Origin of the sequence: Paenibacillus baekrokdamisoli (assembly GCF_003945345.1) — a bacterium.
GTDB lineage: Bacteria > Bacillota > Bacilli > Paenibacillales > Paenibacillaceae > Paenibacillus_Z > Paenibacillus_Z baekrokdamisoli.
In genome coordinates this window covers 4,793,941-4,812,004 of sequence record NZ_AP019308.1, presented here as the reverse complement: position 1 = coordinate 4,812,004, position 18,064 = coordinate 4,793,941, and the positions used below count along the sequence as shown (strand labels likewise).

Below are 18,064 nucleotides of genomic sequence, written 5' to 3'. Positions count from 1 at the left end.
CGGGTTGAACATCTTAGCGCACCAAACCAATGGGTGATTTACTTACGTGGTCGGAGAGTGCGTTCAACGATGCCTAATGTAAATTGACGAGAGAAAAATCTTGAAACCTGGGAGACCAAATAATTTTGACGACCGGAGATAAGATGACTTTTGCCTTTCTCGAATGCCTTTAAAGCGTTCGTTACAACGGTATTTGGTGTTTGCCTAGAGCCAACGGATGCTTCACTCGAGCCAACAACATTAAAAAAGGCAGTTTCTGTTGCACCTGGGCAGAGTGCAAGAACCTTAAGCCCACGTTTACGGTTTTCGGCCCAAAGTGCCTCACTAAAGGAGAGTACGAACGCTTTGGTTGCTCCATAAACCGCCATGTAAGGATCGGGTTGAAAGGCAGCAGTAGAAGAAACATTGATTAACCCGCCATCTTGATTACGTAATAAATCAGGCATGAATGCATGTGTGATATCCACTAAAGCAGCGACATTAAGCATGACTTCCTCATGCTGCCGTGCTCCTGAAACTTGCTCAAAGTACCCATAGGTGGCAAAACCCGCATTGTTAATTAAGAGATCAACCTTTAAATGATGGTTTTGAACCACTTGGAATAAAGCTTGTGACGCACCTGGTGCGGAAAGATCAAGTGCGATTACCGTTGCTTTAACCTTGTATGCAGCTGAAAGCTCTGCAGCCAACGTCGTAAGCTTCGCTTCATTGCGTGCGACCAGAATGAGATTGCATTTCTTAGCTGCTAGCGAATTGGCAAAAGCTTCACCAATACCGGATGATGCACCTGTGATAAGAGCTGTTTTGTTTGAGTAATTGAACATAATAATCAACCTCCATAGTAACGTTATTTTATTTCAGTAACATTGTTACCTAAAAATCAATAATTAACTGAAGTCATTTGTTATAAGAACTTCAGCATAAGCAATATTCGGATAAAAATAATACGTAAAGAAATTTTAAATATGGTTGAAAGGAATTTTTGGTAACACTGTTTCCTCATGGGATCATTGTATTCGTAATAAGAATTTTTGTCAACCATGAATTCAATCCGCGAATTCGAACCGCGGATACATGATCTCATTTAAATTTCATAAAAAAACCTCTAGCAAGCTGCAAAAAACGCATCCTGCTAGAGGTATTCTTTATCCGCCCATCCAATCACGCCGCAGTGTAAAGAGATCCTTCAGCGCTTCCGTTGATAGCTCGGTGATCCAGCCTTCAGAGCTCGCGATAACATTATCGCTAAGCTGCTGCTTATTCTCCAGCATTTCATCAATACGTTCTTCCAGCGTCCCCAGCGAAATGAACTTGTGTACCTGCACATCACGGGTCTGTCCCATGCGGTAGGCACGGTCGGTCGCTTGGTTCTCAACTGCCGGATTCCACCAGCGGTCGAAGTGAAAGACATGATTGGCTGCCGTAAGATTAAGACCTACGCCTCCAGCCTTAATGGAGAGGATAAACACGCTTGGCTGTTCCGCAGCAGGCAGCGACTGGGATTGGAATTGATCAATCATCTTATCGCGCGCCGATTTGGAGGTGCTTCCATTTAAGTAGAGTACGGGCTCTTGCAGCTCTTGCCGAAGCACCAGCTGCAGCAGCTGGCCCATGCCAATGTACTGCGTAAAGATTAGGCAGCGCTCGCCCTCTTCCCGCAGCTCCTTCACCATGGCGAGCAGACGCTCCAGCTTGGCTGAACGACTGATTAACGTTTCCGTATCCACGTAACCATCCTTCGTTTTATCCGTTTCCGGAAGGGGCTCCTTCGTCAAGAGCATTGGATGATCACAGAGCTGCTTGAACTGTGTGAGTGCAGCAAGAATAGCCCCTTTGCGCTCAATACCCTCCAGCTTCTGCATACGTTCCATAAGCGTATTGACGGATTGATCATACAGCGCACCCTGCTCAGCTGTGAGATGGATATAGGTCTTCATCTCGTTCTTATCTGGCAAGTCGAGCTGTATGGCCGGATCCTTCTTCTTACGCCGCAGCATGAACGGCTTGACCAGCTTTTGCAGGTCAGCTGTACGCTGTTCGTTACGCTCTTTCTCGATTGCGTTGCTGAATCGTTCATTAAAGGCGCGGGAGGTACCCAGATATCCCGGATTGATAAAATCATAGATGGACCAGAGCTCTGACAGTCGATTCTCGATAGGCGTTCCCGTGAGCGCAATGCGATGTCTGGCCGGGAAGCTGCGAACGGCGGAAGATTGCTTGGTTTGTGCATTCTTAATATTTTGCGCTTCATCTAGGCAAAGAGTTGTCCAAGTGAAGGCTTTAAGCAGCTCCTGATCCAGCGCAGCGGTCGCATAAGATGTGAGAATGATATCCGCTTCACCAGCTTCGGCTTGAAAGTCCTCATGACCAAGACGTTTGCCTCCATAGTGGAGCATGACCCGCAAGGACGGAGCAAACCGGGTTAGCTCCTTCTGCCAGTTGCCCAGTACCGAGGTTGGGCAAATAAGGAGAGAAGGGAAGCGGTCCGTGTTTGGAGTCGTTTCTTTAAGCTGCAGCAGATAAGCGATAAACTGCACCGTTTTACCAAGTCCCATATCATCCGCAAGACAAGCACCAAGTCCGAAGCGTCTTAGAAAAGCGAGCCAGCTGTATCCATCACGTTGATAAGCCCGCAGCTCCGCCTGCAGTCCAACTGGTTCATCAAGTTTCGGCCATTCTGCCTGCTGTCCTAGCTGGCTGATGAGTGTAATCAAATGCTTGTTCAGCTCAACCTCAAGCTGGATGCGCGCTGAACTCTCAAGCGATTGTTCTTGTTCGCCATTCTCCGACCCATCGCCTTCTCCAAGCAGATGCAGCTGTAATACATCTTGAAAGGATAACCCCTGCATGCTGTCTACGCCGGACATGGCCTTGCGAATTTGCGCGAGAAGGGCGGGATCAAGCGGGACCCATTGTCCGCGGAAGCGGACTAAACGCTCGTTACGGGCAACAAGGTCGGCAAATTCAGCCTCGGTGAGATCTGTATCTCCAATAGCGATCCGCCAATCAAAATCGATCAGCGAGTCCAGCCCGAGCAGCGAGCCTCCAGAGCTTCCTGATCCGCCTACACCGGAGCGAACCTTGGCGCGAAGCCGGGGTTTCTTCCGGCTTGCTGCTTCCCACCATGCCGGGAGCAGCACTTGCCAGCCAGCTTCGAGTAAACGCTGGCTGTCTATCGTCAAGAATTGCCAAGCCGCTTCATCGGTAAGCGGGCTGCTCAGCACATCCTCACGGCTGCCAGCTGTTTGTTCTGCAGGCAGACTTGCACGCAAGCGGTCCAGCCAGCCTATTGAGCGCTCGTGTATATAGGCCGACCATGCGCCCGGCCATGATCCGAATACGTCACCGTCATGGGCGAGTCTTACGGGAACAAGTACAGCAGGATCCTGCTTGTCCTGCAGAACCAGCTTAAGACGCCATGAAATTTCATTGTCATCAGGCTCCAGCAGCTGCAAGAGTGGACGGAAAGGTGCGGTATCGGCTTTCCAGCCAATCGCAATCAGCCAAGCTTGTTCATCTATGCCAGCAGCGGCAGCTCGATCCTTGGTGAAGAGCAGGGGGTACTCTCTCCGAAGATCAGCTGCACTCACTTCTGTTCCATAATAACGATGAAATACAGCGGCAGAGAATGCCGCACTTAATCCATCCTTGAAGTGATCCTCAAGGCTTGCTTTACCCAGCAGAGCTTGTTCTTCCACGCCAAGCGCCGCCTCATCCCAAGTCCACTGCAGCTTGCCTGCCTGAAACGCTGATAAGCTGGGGATGAATCTCTTCTCCTCTATGCATGCAGCCAGCATAGGAGCAAGCTGTACCAAGGGCTCAGCCTCCTCGGCCCACTCCCATTGGATATGCTCCAGAATATTCCGTTCTGCGAAGAAAGGAATTACCTGCTCGGAGGGAAGCAGCACAAGCTCGACCTCCTGCACCTGTTGAATCGCAAGCTCCGTGCCATAGAACGAAGCTTCATGCCAAGCGAATAGACGCTGCTTCAAGAATAGGCCAGGCACGTAGTTGTCTGAACTTGTTGATCCAAAAATAAGTGCATCTCCATATGCACTTAAGCTTGCATGGACTGTAAGGGTATCTGTATAAGTGTTCATGTTAAGAGTTTTCCTTTCCGAAGCTCCTCCTGCAGTGCGCGAAGACGGCTATGTCGATCGGAGAATGCGGTGAAGAACAGCTCCCAGCGATCCTCCTGTTTCATTTTCTTATACAGCTTGAACAACCGCTTAAGCAGCTTTACCGCTGCTTTGTAGCTATGTCTATTCTTTTCCAGGATGAATCTTTCTACAGCCTGATGATAGAAGGGCAGCAGAAGCTCAGGCGCTTGCTTCTCAATCGGCTGCAAATCGCTGACACGAAAGTCATGGGGCATGCTGCCGGTACTCAAATGATAATCCATCCATTGCAGCCATCGGCCATGTGTAATCAACGTTTCCTCATAGATATCTCTGGAATAAGGAAGCATGAGTACAAGGCTTTTCCACATTTGCGGCTCGGCTTCGGGAAGCGCTTGAACAGCTCTTTCCCAATAAACCGAATAAGGCTGCATACTGCCTTTTCGATAGCTGCTCAGCAAGGGTCCAGCCTCCACTAACCAATTGACTAAACGTGGCCATGCCTTGGCGTCAGATAGTTCATGTAAGAAGGAGTACAGATCCTCGGAACGGATGACCGAGCTGCTCCCAGCAGTCTGTAACAGCGACCAAGCCTCTTGATCCTGAGAGAGATAGAAGTGCATCCGAATCTGAGCTGCCAGCCAAGGAAGCTTGGAGAGAGCCGACCCTAGTTCTTCTTTGGCAGCTAATAAATGCGCCAATTCCTCCATGTATACAGACGTACCTTGGAGAGCAGGATGAATCCACTTGATCCACAGCTGAGAATAGAGATCGGAGAAATAAGTGAGGGACTGCGACTCCGTTAACATCCGTCTGCGAAGATAAGCTAGCGTCTCGATCACGCTGGACCAATGCTCCGGTTCAGAAGAGATTGCAAGCTCATTTGCGAAAATCTTATCTATCGTTTCTCTCACATCATCCGCCGCAACATGGGTATGGAAACCCATATAATAGCCAGAAGTACGCCATTGATTCTGCGGCTGGTGCTGAGATTGCTTGACCAGCTTCTCCAGTATGAACAGGTAGAGATGTAAGCCGAATAACTGCTCCTTGATTGGTGATAGCGGAGGCTTTATTTTATTAATAACGGCTGCTGTATCCTTCACATATTGCGCATTTGGGGTGCTATCGGACAGCGGAGCGCAGCAAAGCTCAAAGAGCTCATGCCACTGAGCAATGGACATTGTGGGTATTTTACTGGCTTGCTCCTTTAGTTTGGTTAAGGTAGAAGCAGCCAATGGAGCAGCATGTGCATGTTTGGCTTGCTTCGAGACTACATTGGATTTGGCATTCACGATTGCGTGAATCGGGCGCTCGAGCAAGCTGGCGTAATGAAGTAAGACGGCAATCATGTGCTTGCAGTTGCCCTGAACCGGACAAGTACAATGGCTGGACAAGAAGGTATTTAATCGGATATCGACGCGATAGGGTTCATTTCCTTCAACAACGGCTTCAAGATGCTCAGGCTCTGGCATCGTGAACTGCTGGACACGCTCTTGCTTGAAATATTGGAATCCGCGCTTAATCGTAAGATCATCGAAATACTTGGACACATGATCAATGAGCTTATCCCACTGTGTGTCATCCATGCTATAGGTAGGTTTCATTATGGAATGTCTCCCGCGAATTAAGGTTTATGGGTAGTGATTATTTATTCTATTATATCAGTTCTCACGGATCTAGGCGCTTTCTTAGCTTTGGGGCAGTTCAAATCATACCTTCGGCCGTAAGCTTGGGTATAAGTGATGATTTGCTTGATCATGTCCGAATTTGGGAGCTTGGTGAATGGACTATTAGAGAACTAATAGCCCCTTGGCTTCCTTTTCTTGGTTTTGGACAAAGGGGAGAGATGCTTCTTCTTGCGGATTCGCGTTTTTTTAAGGGTCACTATTTTCTTTCTGGTTTTTAATATTCTTCTCTTCCTGCTTGGTATACGACGTTTCGAGTGGCTAGGTATGGGAGAGCTGGGCTGAGGTGGTTCAAGCTCAAGCAAAGGCTCAAGCAAAGGCTCAAACTCAAGCAAAGGCTCAATTTTAGGAAGCTGTCCGAAATGAATGAGCTGTCTGAAATGAATGAGCTGGATTGCGTGCATTTGAATAGCCTCTTTAATCAACGGATTCGTCAGGGCTAGCAGCTCCGCACCTTTAGTCTCATTTTCGGAATCCTGTGGGTGGCACATGATCTCGGTTGTTCCTTCTTGTAAAGTTTGAATATGCGTAAGAAGGCGTACTATGCCGTCTTCGGTATCATACGTATCCATGATGAGGTAGTCAGTACGTAGGGCATGGTCAATTGGATCAGAGGCAAAAGGATTCAATCTTAGAGGCAGCGCATGGAGAATTGCGAACTTCTTCATGACGTTGTAAACGGAGGGGACTTCGATATGAATATGATGATGGGAGTCCAAGTGAGTAGGAATGACCTTGGTGGAGACGATTTTGTTATATTGATGGTTTAGCTCAATCTCAACCTCTTCTTCCTTCCAGCTATGCCTTTCTCCAGAGAAGCAGCCATCCTTACGTAGGAGGGAAGGAATGGCTGCTGCGGGGGAGAGGGGTTTCCCAGATGTTAGGTTAAAATGTAAGCCTACACCCAAGGATGGTGTTTGTTTGGCTGCGAGAATCGCATGCTCGTATCCGGGCATATTGACCATTAGGGAGGTGCTGGATACCGTTCCGAACTTATGGGCTTTCAGTATACCTTGGTTTACACGGTCAGATAATCCAAAATCATCAGCATTGATGATGAGATATTTGGTCAAAGTAGTATCTCCTAAATTACTTTTTTTGATATTGTATGCTTCACCTATCAGTTGGATAGGTACAAGTAACGGTGTTATTAATGGTTTTGCCAATAGGAAGATTATCTCAGAAACAGGCTCGCACGCGTAGACGTGAGCCTGTTTTTTCGTGGGGGAATTTGCTCGCTCCTGTTCGTACCGAGACCGAAGGCTCTTACAATTAGGGATAAATTGCAACAATATGACAAATATTAAGGATTATTGCGATTTTATAAAGGAGGAGTACGGTTAAATGAAGCACAGGGTATACCGCCTAACATTAGGCAGCTTCCTGCTTTTCATTCTAATTGCTCAATCACCTGCTCATACTGCTGTAGCAACCAACGGCCATACAGATAAAGTTGCTGTTCTTATGTATCATCATCTGGACAATAGCAATACGAATTCATTGACGATAACTCCTGCTCTGTTTAGACAGCAATTAACCTTTCTAAAGAGCAAGGGATACCATTTCATTTCACTTCATGATTTTCGTCTTTTTATGCAGGGTGGGCCCGTTCCAAGTAATGCTGTCCTGATCACATTCGATGATGGTTATGAAAGCTTTTATACGCAAGCATACCCGATCTTAAAGGAGCTTTCCGTTCCTGCAGTTAATTTTGTAGTGACGAATTATTTGCTTGAAGTAAGTCCCTATCTGCCGCATCTTTCTGTAGACCAAATACATGCGATGCGCACGGAACCGCCCAACATTGATTTTCAATGTCATACCCATGATATGCATAAGAAGGCTGGTAGAAAAAGCTACTTAACTGCTCATTTGGTAACCGCCACCGGCAAAGAAAGTCAGCAGATGTATGAAAATCGGGTGTTGCAGGATACGTCAACCTGTCTTCAGTTATTAAATAAGGTGGGGATGTCAGAATTGAATTCCTTTAGCTACCCCTATGGCATTTACAACTCCCAGCTTAGTGTCTTATTACTCGAATCCGGCATTAGATACGCATTTACGATTCATCCTGGCCTGGCCTCGCGTGGGGTAGATCATCTGGAAATACCGCGTATTAACGCTGGAAGTGCCAGTATTTCCGCAAAAAGGCTGTATCAAATGATAAACCATTTGAATTGAGCTCGTTTCCTGTAGGCAGCTATTCAGCTATTTACCATTCATTAAAAACGGCATTTTGCTCATGCTAATAACCAGAAAGAAAAAGGAGGCTAAAAAATGAATAAACCATGGAAATCTGTCTTATCGCTGTTAATGGTATGTGCAGTGGGTTCATCTCTTACTGCATGCGCACAACATCCTGTCAAAAAGATGGAAGTAAAAACGAACAATGCTGTTAGAAAGATCGGAACAAATGTGGCACCTTACACGGGGTCAACCCTGCTGCCTGACGGGACAATGAGAAATACCAACTTGTACAATACGACGAATCCGACGAATACGACGTATCCGACGTATCCGACTCCGGCCAATCCGATGCGCCCATTGAACACCGTTCACCCAATGAACACCGTTCACCCAATGAACACCGTACATCCAATGAACACCGTACATCCAATGAACGCAGTGGATGGTACAGCCGGGACATTAAACAAGAACAATTTACGAACAGCCAAACAAATGGTAATGAGCACGCAAAAGGTCAGCGGAGTTAAAAAAGCGACTGTAGTTGTGAACAATAAGCAAGCTGTTGTCGGACTTGATGTGATTCATACGCAGCAAGGGAAGAAAATTGAAAAGCATGTCTATAACACGCTTCACCGGGAATATCCGACTTACAAGATTTATGTAACAACAAACAAGGCTATACACCAAAAGATAATAAAAGCTCATGCAGATATGATAAGTAAACATCCGGTTAAGAAGTTTGCAAATGAAGTCACCCTCATCATTGAGGATATTGGACATGCGGTAACGAAGCCTTTCCGTTAATCTTATCCGTACGGACCGACAGTTCCGGTTTGGACTGTTGGTCCTTTTCTTACATATCGATATCTGAACAACCATTGGTTAACATATAAAAGCAAGTGAATAGGAGGTACGAAGTGGTCGCTATGAAGCGTTGTTTGTTCGTTACGTTGTGTTTCTTCGTCTTCTGCGGATTTGAGCATCCTAAGAAAGATAGATATTTCTACGAGAAGAGGGGAGAGATTGTTTGGGAGGTACCGCTGGAGGAGAAGAAGATTGCTTTAACCTTTGATGATGGGCCTTATCCAGAAACAACGAATCAAATTCTGGATCTTCTGAAACAATACCATGCCAAAGCGACCTTCTTCGTCATCGGAAATCGTGTAAATCGTTTCCCAGAGACCATTAAAAGGGAGGTTGAGGAAGGACATGAATTAGCCAATCATACGTTCAATCATGTTTACTTCAAGGCAAAAATGGATCCACTAACGATTCAGAATGAAATCCTCAAAACCGAACAATCCATTGTACAGCTTACAGGCAAAAAACCGGCGCTATTCCGTCCACCGGGTGGATTCTATAGCGAGCAATTACTTCAAATCGCAAAAAAGATGGGCTATACAACCGTATTGTGGTCCTGGCATCAAGATACGAACGACTGGAGAAGCCCTGGCGTTAACAGGATCGTGAAGAAAGTCCTGAACAATGCCCGTAACGGGGATATTGTGCTGCTTCATGATTATACGCCCGGCTCTACACAGACGGTTCGAGCGCTTAAGATTATTTTACCGGAGCTTGAAAGAAGAGGCTTCCAGATCGTTACAGTATCTGAGCTTATCAACTTTAAGACACAAGAGATTATTCGAACCCATAAATAAGCATCAAAAAGACCATTCAAAAAGACCGCGAAGCAGATTGCTTCACGGTCTAAGTCATTAGCTTACTTAAATTCATGAGCTTTCTTGCAGATATTACTTGCTTGTATTACTTGCTTGTATTACTTGCTTGTATTACTTGCTTGTATTACTTGCTTATAGTCATCAGCTGTTACTTGTTGCCGGATTTCTTACCTTTCTTGTCCGAGGTACGAGTCGTTGTATTCTGAGCGCCATGCCCTTGTTGTTTAGCCAATTTCAGGTCCCTCCTTCTTGATCAGCCATACGTTATTCTTTGTGGAGGGAGGGCAGGCTATGCATCATCTATCCGGAAAAGTGGGAAGCGATCATAGCGTCGCCTGCCATCTCGTATGATGCGGGTACAAGTAAAACATGGTCATGGAGGGGAAAACCATGAACAACCGTATAGAAGAAGAGAATAGAAGCGAAGTGAAGCTGCCTCAGCGTTACGCACTTCAGCTTGAAAGGCTGCTTGCTCATGGCCTTGCACCCTCAGAGATCTTGGGGCTGCTTCAGTCGGGCAGCGAGGCCGAGCTTGCAGAGTGCGTTACTTCCGAGGTGAACTGGGAGCGCCTGCTGACATATGCCAAGGAGAACTGGCAAACGATTGAGTACGCGGTGCTTCATGGCTATAGTTTCCCGTTCATTACAATTGGTGGCATTAAGAGTTTATTAGCGATTAAATTCCTCAAGCTCGAGGAGAGAGATTATCGCTTTACAGGGCATCGAGTAGAAGGTCTTCAGTTAAATACTCCCGAATATGAACGTCTTAGAGGAATGGTACCGCTGTATTGGAACTTCATTCGTACGGATGCGGATCCGTCATCAGACAACGTAGAGATTACTATTCGTCTTGAGAACTCCATGCCATCTTCATACTGAAAAGGCCATCTCAACAGGTGAAAGATCTGTGGGATGGCTTTTTCATTAGGAGCGGGAAGGACCCTAGTTAAACCACTCACTCACTCATTCACAAAACAAATGCGAATTACCGTTGTAATAAAGAGAATGTTCATAACAGGATGGTGAGCATGGTATATAACATCCAGCACTTGATAAAATGAAAGGGATATACAACAAAGCCAAGAAGGAAGGTAGGCGTTTGACGTAATGACGGATATAGATCAAGAACAGAGAAAGAGGATTAACAAAGCTCTGGAATACATTGACGCCATCTGGAAGAGAAGCTGCCTCTGGAGCAGCTCGCTAAATTGTCGGCGTACTCTCCTTCTCATTTTCACAGAGTATTTGCAGAGATCGTCGGGGAGACACCTGCCGATTATGTGAAGCGGCTTCGACTGGAACGGGCTGCACACTTCTTGATTTATGAACCTCATATGCCTGTAACGGAGATTGCAATGTATTGCGGATTTAGCTCGTTATCCTATTTTACTTACTCTTTTACAGAATATTTCAAGCATAGTCCAAAAGGGGCTTACCTGAAAAGGTTCCCTAGAGAATATCTCCATAGCAAGAAATCTAAACAACAGAGCAGAAAACAGAAAGAAAGTGAACAGGAAAGCGACTATACTGGATTTCAGTGGCTTGATCTCACGAAGGTACAGACCGTGGTGCTGGAGGAGCAAACCGTGATGTTCGCGCGGCATCTTGGTCCATATACACAGGGCATCACCGATACCTGGGAGAATGTGTTCCGTTATGCTAAGGCTAGAGATCTGATCAGTAAGGATACGATGATGCTGGGGGTGCCGTGTAATAATCCGTATATTACACCGGTAGATAAGTGCCGATATGATTGCTGTATCGCTGTCACTGGAGATATAGATATCGGTCATGAAATGGATACGGCATCATTTAAAGGGGGCAAACATGTCCTATATCCGTTTGAGGAAGCGATCGAATACAATAGAAGGGATTTGCTGATTGAATGCTATTCGGAGCTTTACAGCTTCTGGCTGCCTCGAAGCGGGTATCGTTATTTAGGGAACCCAGTTGAGCTTATAAGTATTGCAAGCAAGCCAGGGACGCTTGATCTGGATTGTCGCATCACGGCGATAGCACTTGCCATCGAACCAAAATGATGGAAATAAGTATGTGGGGGAGATTCATGGTTATGGAGATAAATATCACGGAGTTAAATTATTTTGCCGTTCTGGTTGGAGGGCTGGTATATATGGCCTTCGGTGCAGCGTACTACTCTCCCGTGTTATTTGGAAGAACGTGGATGCAATTAAATAAAGCCAATCTTGATAAGCGGAAGAGTAAGTTGCCGATGTACGTCGCTTCGCCGATCGTTGCTTTTCTTAGCTCGTTTCTGATGGCTGTGATCGTACAGGCTGCCAGTGTAGATGACATAGGGTCGGGTATTTTATTGGGGCTGATAGTCGGTCTCCTTCTGGCGGTAGCCTATTTGAAAAATGCAGCTTTTGGATTGATGTCGAGAAAAGAATATGCAATCGCGATCGGCGACCATGGCATTGCATTGCATTCCTAATATTGGGGGCACTCCATGCCCTTTGGAAGTGATAAGGAGATATAAAGGAGATATAAAGGAGATATAAAAAACGGTATCCGTTTCAATAGAACGGATACCGTTTTTATAGTATTAGGCCAGATATTGCTTGAGCGGTTCCCAGTAGTTTGTATGCCAGCCCGGAGCCAGGTGTGCTTCTTGACCCCCAGGAAAGCCTGTATGACTAAGGGTTAGGCGGGTTTCTGAGCCTTGTCCCTCCAGTTCGATCTTGACCAGTGAATAAACACCCTCGTCCCAATTTGCGACACGCCAAGCTTGAACGATTCGTTTGTTAGGCACTAGTTCAATATTTTTTCCTGCGATCATCCCTCCGAAGCAGGAGAACGAGCCGCCGGCTTCAGGAGTTATTTCTGTAGGAGCGCCTCCCGCGACCTTGCTAAACTGTGCAGCATCGGTCAACGCTTCATAGATGCGGTTCGGGCTTGCTGCGAACATAACCTCCTGGTGAATAGCAGAAGAATCACCTAATTGCTTGTCCTTTGCCGCCAGCCATTGTGTAAGCTGCTCCACGGACATGCTTTTCAACATATCGGCATGATCGTGAATCGCATGATGCCACATCTTCGCTTCCACTTCATAACGGTTTTCCTCTTCGACTGAGAATCCACAATCGCAAGTTAATGTAGTCATTGACTTCCATCTCCCTAATTTAATCGTTTATTTGTAAGTTAATGCATGGCCGTAACTGACCACGGATCTACGCCTGGATCGCCGCCCTCAGCCAAGGTTTGGAGTCTAGCTGTGTAGTGCATCCAGCCCTGTGTATGGGAGGCAATTTCTTCGACCGGCAAATCATAGTGAGTTAATAGCAGAACAGTACCTTTGTCCTTGGGTGTGAGGCGAAATTCAAGCGTACTCGTACCAGGAGGAACTACTTTGGACTTCTCCCAGCCCCACGTCATGACGATTTTCTCATTTGGAATAATTTCTTTATATTCCCCCATCGCAATATCCGATCCATTAACATCTATCCGATATTTCCCGCCGATTTTTGGCTCCAGCAGAATATGTCTGCCCATCCAGCGAACCATCTTCTCGGGGTCGGTAAAGAAGGAGAATAAGATCTCCGGACGGCAATCGATGAACATTTCCTTAGTTATCGTGTCATTCGTTTGATTCATGGTTACGCTGTCTCCTTTCTTCTTCTTCCGCGGCTTCCTTCAATAGCAGCAGGCTGTTGTCCCAGAAACGATCAATGTACTCTTTCAGATCGGCAAAACCTTCCCTCCTCATACGATAATACCGTTTGGTTCCCTCTCTCCTGACGACAAGAAGTCCAGATTCCTCGAGAACCTTGAGATGCTGAGATACTGCCGGCGCCGAAATGTCAAAATGAGACGCGATGGAGCTCGATGTGAGCTCTTCATTCCCAACGAGATATAAAATATCTCTGCGTCTAGGTTCTGCTATAGCGTGGATCACTTTTTCTATCATGGCATTAATTTAGCACATACTTAATTAAGTGTCAACTTAAGTAATAAATCTATTTAAGTTGACACTTACGTAAGTCGTTGCTAAAATACAAGTGATAATAAATAATTATTATGGATCAGGGAGATTATAGATGACCTGAAGCCTGAAACGGCTTAAGAACATCAGTGAAATGATAAGAAATCGAAGGGAGCGTCACCTATGTCCATACCTCGTACGAATGAGGAGATGAAACAATTGTTCGCTGCTGTTATGCCGGGTGATCCTCATATTCATATTCGTCCTATGTTCGGAAATCTCGCCGGGTTTATTAACGGCAACATGTTCACAGGACTCTATGGACAGCAAATCTTTATTCGCCTTCCGGAGGAGGAGCGTTCTCGTTTAATTGAGAAAGAAGGAGCAACGCTATTTTCTCCTATGCCGGGCAAACCTATGAAGGAATATGTAACCATTCCGGAGCAGTGGTGGGAAGAACCGGATAAAATTACAGCGTGGATCGATCAGTCCTTGAAGTGGGTCAGTGCGATGCCGGAGAAGGTGCCTAAGAAGAAATCAAGTTCGAAGAAGGGCTAATACGGACAGGCAGTTTCTCTAGATGAAGCAGTAAGAGAGTTGATCCCGACCATACGAGGTCGGGATATTTTTGTCGGAAGAAGCGAACTGCTCCCCAAAGAGAGGTGTCAGCTGATCGTCCCATAAGCATAATGAGATGCCGCAAGGGCATCTTTTTTTGGTATAGTTATATGCAGGCAAGTGATTGAACTGAGCGGCAAGTATTCTTACTAAGACGGGACGGATATATAGATGGCAAAGCAAAAATTTTACGTGGTATGGGTCGGAAGAAAGCCGGGTGTCTACGTAAGCTGGTCGGACTGCCAGGAGCAAATTAATAAGTTTGATGATGCGAAGTTCAAATCTTTTGAAACCAAAGCAGCGGCGGAGGAAGCGTATAAAGCAGGCTGGAAGAAGCATTGGGGCCAAGGCAGCAAAGGGCCAAGCAGCAGCCAACCACAGAAAAGTAGCTCGAAACGGTCTTCAAGTGCAGCAACCGATGAGGAGATTGACTACAACAGTATCTCCGTTGACGTAGGAACGAGCGGTAATCCAGGGCCTGTGGAATACAAGGGCGTAGATACACAGTCGGGAGAAATTCTCTTTTCTGTTGGTCCTATTCGAAAGGGAACGAATAACCTTGGTGAATTTCTAGCCATCGTACATGGCTTAGCCTATTTGAAGAAGCAGGGAAGTAACAAGACTCTCTATAGTGACTCGGTAAACGCACTGAAATGGGTGAAGCAGAAGGCTGTATCCTCCACTTTAGTAAAGGATGATTCCACAGCTGAGATCTGGGAGCTCGTAGATCGCGCCGTCAGATGGCTGCATACGAATACGTACGATACTAAAGTCGTAAAATGGCAAACGAAGCAGTGGGGAGAAATTAAAGCGGATTACGGAAGAAAGTAATGAATCATTAAGGTTCTAAACCATAATCAATGTGCCATCACGAAGTACATAGCGAAGCGGACGGAATCGTTCTGAAGAAGCGATAGCGTTCGCCTTTGTCTCCGGATTTCGCTGCCGGCTATATGTATCCGGCAGCCATCGATGCGCTAAAGATCAGGATAGGCATATTATTAGTAGATCTTAATTTTGCTTATCGATCAAACAAAAACCGCCCCATGGGGTGGTGGTAATAAAAATTATTGATCTTCGTACATTCCCCTGTTCCAAATCACATCTCTCCATTCTGACCACCTGCTGGTACCGCGAAGAGAAAGCATTATTATGGTTCCTTGGCTTCGGTTACTGAATATTAATTTGGCGTATCCAATTTCCGATTCCTGTATATACTTAGTGTATACAGGTGTGAAAGGTTGTGGTACTCTTGAATCATGAACAGAAGAAAGGACTGGTCTATATGACAACTGCAACCGTACGCAAGTGGGGCAATAGTTTAGCCGTCCGTATTCCTCAAGAAGTTTCTGAGCTAGTAAAATTCACCGATGGAGTTGAGATCGAAATGTACGTCACGGAGAACAAAGAAGTTCTTCTGCGTACAGCGGTTCCGACCGCCGACGATCAAGAATCTCTGCGGAAACATTTTCTGTCGCTCCGCGCGAAATGCAAACCGGATATGGTTGCTCACGAAGAGATGTTTGCCGATCCTATGGGGGATGAGATTATTTAATGCCGATTACAGGACATGTGGAACGCGGGAGCGTTGTATGGTTGAACATGCACCCGACGAAGGGGCACGAACAACACGGCTGGCGCTCCGCAATCGTACTATCAGATGGACTTATTGATCCAGAAAATTCAGAATTCGCCATGATTGTTCCGATCACAACTCATAAAAAGGAGTATCCTTTTGAGGTCACAGTTCCCAGTGGAATCAACACGCCCCATCCAAGAGTTCAATTCACAGAGCTGAGCGGCGTCGTGCTCACTGATCAAGCCAAGTCGCTCGACCTGGCCGCGAGAGATGCTGTGGTAATTGGTAAAGTGGACCCGACATCGTATTTCTACCAGCTTGTGATCACTAATGTACGCTCTATTCTCGCCTAATTTCGAAAAAACAAAGGAGCTGCTGCAGTAGCTCTTTTTACTTGCTCACAAAATATATGATATCCCCATCCAAAGTTTTTTGGTGTGCTGGAGGTAAGCCTGCTGGATCTGTGAAGACGGCAAGGCTGTTTGAGATCAATAAGCTGAAGTAAGCGGGATAGATAAATCGTGAAGCATCCTATTCGAGTAGGGTGCTTTTTTTAGTAAGTTCTGCATGTAAAATAGAGACTATCCATGATATTATTGGAAATAACAAATTGGCCCATGGGCTAATCCTATACAAGAAAACAAGAAGGACTAAAAGGTAAAACCAATGGATAAAAAGATCATTTTTGATGAGAAACAACGACTTCAGCAGCGCGGCTTAGATCCTAATAACCCGATCATACTAGAGGATCATTTAACTGCTGGAGAATTGACCGTTAAGCTTCATAATTATAAGGAATTCATAGAAATCCTACATTTTTTTGTCGATAAGTTTCTTTCCTCTGTGACCGGGGATCCCTTTCTTATTGCCATAACGGATGATAAGGGACATGTTCTTGCATTTAAGGGCGATCCGACTATTATAGCCACGGTTAATAAGCTGGGTATTGTAGTAGGCGCGCGAATGTTAGAAGAGAACGATAGTAATTCCATTATGATGTGTCTGCGTTTCAAGCAGCCTGTTCAGCTTACCGGTGAGGATCATTACTATAGGATACATCATAATCTCTCCTGCTGTTCGGCTCCTTTCTATAACGAGGGTCATAGACGAATCGAAGGAACCATTTCGTTTATGACGGATATTGAGTTCGCGCATCCCCATTTGCTTGCTCTCTTATGTACGATAGCCGATTCAGCCGAACGTGAGCTGGTCCTTCGCAGGCAGAATATGCAGCTTCAAATCCTGAATCAAGTGCTGCTCGAAACGAATTATTATGGTGTGATCATAACGGATGCATATGGTCAAATTGTTGAGATTAATGAGAACAGCTTGGCTATTCTGCAAGGGGAGAATTGGAATAAAGAAAACTACATGTATAGCTCCGTCTATCAACTGGGCACGATTGGAGCTTATTTTGAGCGTGTTATTGATAAGCGAGAGGTGTGCATTGGTATGGAGCTGTGTCTTCAGGTCAATGGGCTTCCGCGGTATTACATATTAGACGTGGTTCCCATCTACGATAGCAGCAAAGCCATCAATCGTGTAGTAGGCAACTTGCGTGATATTACGGATATGAAAACAACCGAAGAGATGCTCCGCAATACAGAGAAACTGATTTTTGCCGGTCAGCTTGCGGTTAGCATTGCCCATGAGGTCCGCAACCCCCTTACGACAGTAAAGGGGATGCTCCAGTTGTCGGGTAAACAGCTCAAGCCGCATTTCTATACAACGATGATGTCAGAGCTGGACCGTATGAATTTGATCGTGAGCGAATTTATGATTTTGGGTAAACCGCAAAATATCATTTTCAAAGAAGAGCAATGCCTGGCCATTTTGCAAGAAGTACTGACTATTTTTGAATTTCAGGCGACGATGAATGGGATTACGTTGGAGTGTGAGTTTACTCAGAGTCTTGAAATTAGATGCGACCGGAATCAAATGAAGCAAATGTTCCTGAATATCTTGAAAAATGCGATGGAGGCCTTGCCTTATGGAGGGATGATCCACGTTCATCTGGATGCAGTGGATGCCGACCAACGCATTCGAATTACGGATAACGGTGAGGGTATGACAGAGGAGGTAATGAGTAAGATCGGGGAGCCCTTCCATACTACCAAGCCCGAAGGGAATGGCCTCGGCATGATGATTGTCCAGAAGATTATCGCGACACATCAAGGCCGAATGAAGATTGCGAGTAAAAGGAACGAAGGAACGACAGTGGATATCTATCTTCCGTGTACGATTCGTTAAATGGG

18 protein-coding genes are annotated in these 18,064 nt (G+C 45.9%); 11 read left to right on the top strand and 7 right to left on the bottom strand.

Annotation, left to right across the window (positions count from 1 at the left end):
• Positions 1–38: 38 nt before the first annotated feature.
• The 4 genes from EKN16_RS21240 to EKN16_RS21225 form a co-directional block, all read right to left on the bottom strand.
• Positions 39–824, bottom strand: coding sequence for an SDR family NAD(P)-dependent oxidoreductase (locus tag EKN16_RS21240; RefSeq protein WP_125661848.1), 786 nt, complete (start codon positions 822–824; stop codon positions 39–41).
• Between the two features lie 321 nt (positions 825–1,145).
• Positions 1,146–4,100: a DEAD/DEAH box helicase gene (locus EKN16_RS21235; RefSeq protein WP_125661846.1), complete on the bottom strand. Its 2,955-nt coding sequence runs from the start codon at positions 4,098–4,100 to the stop codon at positions 1,146–1,148.
• Positions 4,097–5,725 (bottom strand): SWIM zinc finger family protein, encoded by a 1,629-nt coding sequence (locus EKN16_RS21230; protein ID WP_125661843.1) that lies wholly within the window; start codon positions 5,723–5,725, stop codon positions 4,097–4,099. Before EKN16_RS21230 ends, EKN16_RS21235 begins: the two co-directional genes overlap by 4 nt.
• 194 nt (positions 5,726–5,919) lie before the next feature.
• The gene (locus EKN16_RS21225) at positions 5,920–6,879 is read right to left on the bottom strand and encodes a carbohydrate deacetylase (protein WP_164522919.1); all 960 of its coding nucleotides are present in this window, start codon (positions 6,877–6,879) and stop codon (positions 5,920–5,922) included.
• A gap of 271 nt (positions 6,880–7,150) precedes the next feature.
• On the opposite strand from EKN16_RS21225, the gene EKN16_RS21220 reads away from it, so the two are divergent.
• The 6 genes from EKN16_RS21220 to EKN16_RS21195 all read left to right on the top strand — a co-directional run bounded on the left by EKN16_RS21220 (position 7,151) and on the right by EKN16_RS21195 (position 12,124).
• Positions 7,151–7,987 carry a polysaccharide deacetylase family protein gene (locus tag EKN16_RS21220; protein ID WP_125661837.1) on the top strand — a complete coding sequence of 279 codons (837 nt, stop codon included), beginning with the start codon at positions 7,151–7,153 and terminating at the stop codon, positions 7,985–7,987.
• A gap of 96 nt (positions 7,988–8,083) precedes the next feature.
• A complete protein-coding gene (locus EKN16_RS21215) occupies positions 8,084–8,797 on the top strand; it encodes a YhcN/YlaJ family sporulation lipoprotein (protein WP_125661834.1) in 714 nt (237 codons plus the stop codon).
• A gap of 122 nt (positions 8,798–8,919) precedes the next feature.
• Positions 8,920–9,651 (top strand): polysaccharide deacetylase family protein, encoded by a 732-nt coding sequence (locus EKN16_RS21210; RefSeq protein WP_125666508.1) that lies wholly within the window; start codon positions 8,920–8,922, stop codon positions 9,649–9,651.
• Positions 9,652–10,062: 411 nt separating this feature from the next.
• The gene (locus tag EKN16_RS21205) at positions 10,063–10,551 is read left to right on the top strand and encodes a hypothetical protein (protein WP_125661831.1); all 489 of its coding nucleotides are present in this window, start codon (positions 10,063–10,065) and stop codon (positions 10,549–10,551) included.
• A 329-nt stretch (positions 10,552–10,880) separates the two neighbouring features.
• Positions 10,881–11,711 (top strand): AraC family transcriptional regulator, encoded by an 831-nt coding sequence (locus EKN16_RS21200; RefSeq protein ID WP_232015906.1) that lies wholly within the window; start codon positions 10,881–10,883, stop codon positions 11,709–11,711.
• 32 nt (positions 11,712–11,743) lie between these two features.
• Positions 11,744–12,124 carry a DUF1761 domain-containing protein gene (locus EKN16_RS21195; RefSeq protein WP_164522918.1) on the top strand — a complete coding sequence of 127 codons (381 nt, stop codon included), beginning with the start codon at positions 11,744–11,746 and terminating at the stop codon, positions 12,122–12,124.
• A gap of 111 nt (positions 12,125–12,235) precedes the next feature.
• Here EKN16_RS21195 and EKN16_RS21190 read toward each other — a convergent pair whose 3' ends face one another.
• From EKN16_RS21190 to EKN16_RS21180, 3 genes are read right to left on the bottom strand one after another with little or no spacing between them, the layout of a single operon-like run.
• Entirely contained in the window at positions 12,236–12,793 is a 558-nt protein-coding gene (locus EKN16_RS21190; protein ID WP_232015904.1) for an SRPBCC family protein, read from the bottom strand.
• Positions 12,794–12,831: 38 nt separating this feature from the next.
• Positions 12,832–13,284, bottom strand: a complete 453-nt coding sequence (locus EKN16_RS21185) for an SRPBCC family protein (protein ID WP_125661825.1) — start codon at positions 13,282–13,284, stop codon at positions 12,832–12,834.
• Positions 13,268–13,597: an ArsR/SmtB family transcription factor gene (locus EKN16_RS21180; protein WP_197719102.1), complete on the bottom strand. Its 330-nt coding sequence runs from the start codon at positions 13,595–13,597 to the stop codon at positions 13,268–13,270. Before EKN16_RS21180 ends, EKN16_RS21185 begins: the two co-directional genes overlap by 17 nt.
• Before the next feature lie 198 nt (positions 13,598–13,795).
• On the opposite strand from EKN16_RS21180, the gene EKN16_RS21175 reads away from it, so the two are divergent.
• From EKN16_RS21175 to EKN16_RS21155, 5 genes are all read left to right on the top strand, one after another.
• On the top strand, positions 13,796–14,170 hold the full coding sequence (locus EKN16_RS21175; RefSeq protein WP_125661822.1) for a TfoX/Sxy family protein: 375 nt from the start codon (positions 13,796–13,798) through the stop codon (positions 14,168–14,170).
• Positions 14,171–14,401: 231 nt separating this feature from the next.
• Positions 14,402–15,061 (top strand): ribonuclease H, encoded by a 660-nt coding sequence (rnhA, locus tag EKN16_RS21170; protein WP_125661820.1) that lies wholly within the window; start codon positions 14,402–14,404, stop codon positions 15,059–15,061.
• 421 nt (positions 15,062–15,482) lie between these two features.
• On the top strand, positions 15,483–15,785 hold the full coding sequence (locus tag EKN16_RS21165) for an AbrB/MazE/SpoVT family DNA-binding domain-containing protein (protein WP_125661817.1): 303 nt from the start codon (positions 15,483–15,485) through the stop codon (positions 15,783–15,785).
• On the top strand, positions 15,785–16,162 hold the full coding sequence (locus tag EKN16_RS21160; RefSeq protein WP_125661814.1) for a type II toxin-antitoxin system PemK/MazF family toxin: 378 nt from the start codon (positions 15,785–15,787) through the stop codon (positions 16,160–16,162). Before EKN16_RS21165 ends, EKN16_RS21160 begins: the two co-directional genes overlap by 1 nt.
• 313 nt (positions 16,163–16,475) lie before the next feature.
• Entirely contained in the window at positions 16,476–18,059 is a 1,584-nt protein-coding gene (locus EKN16_RS21155; RefSeq protein ID WP_125661811.1) for an ATP-binding protein, read from the top strand.
• Positions 18,060–18,064: the final 5 nt, after the last annotated feature.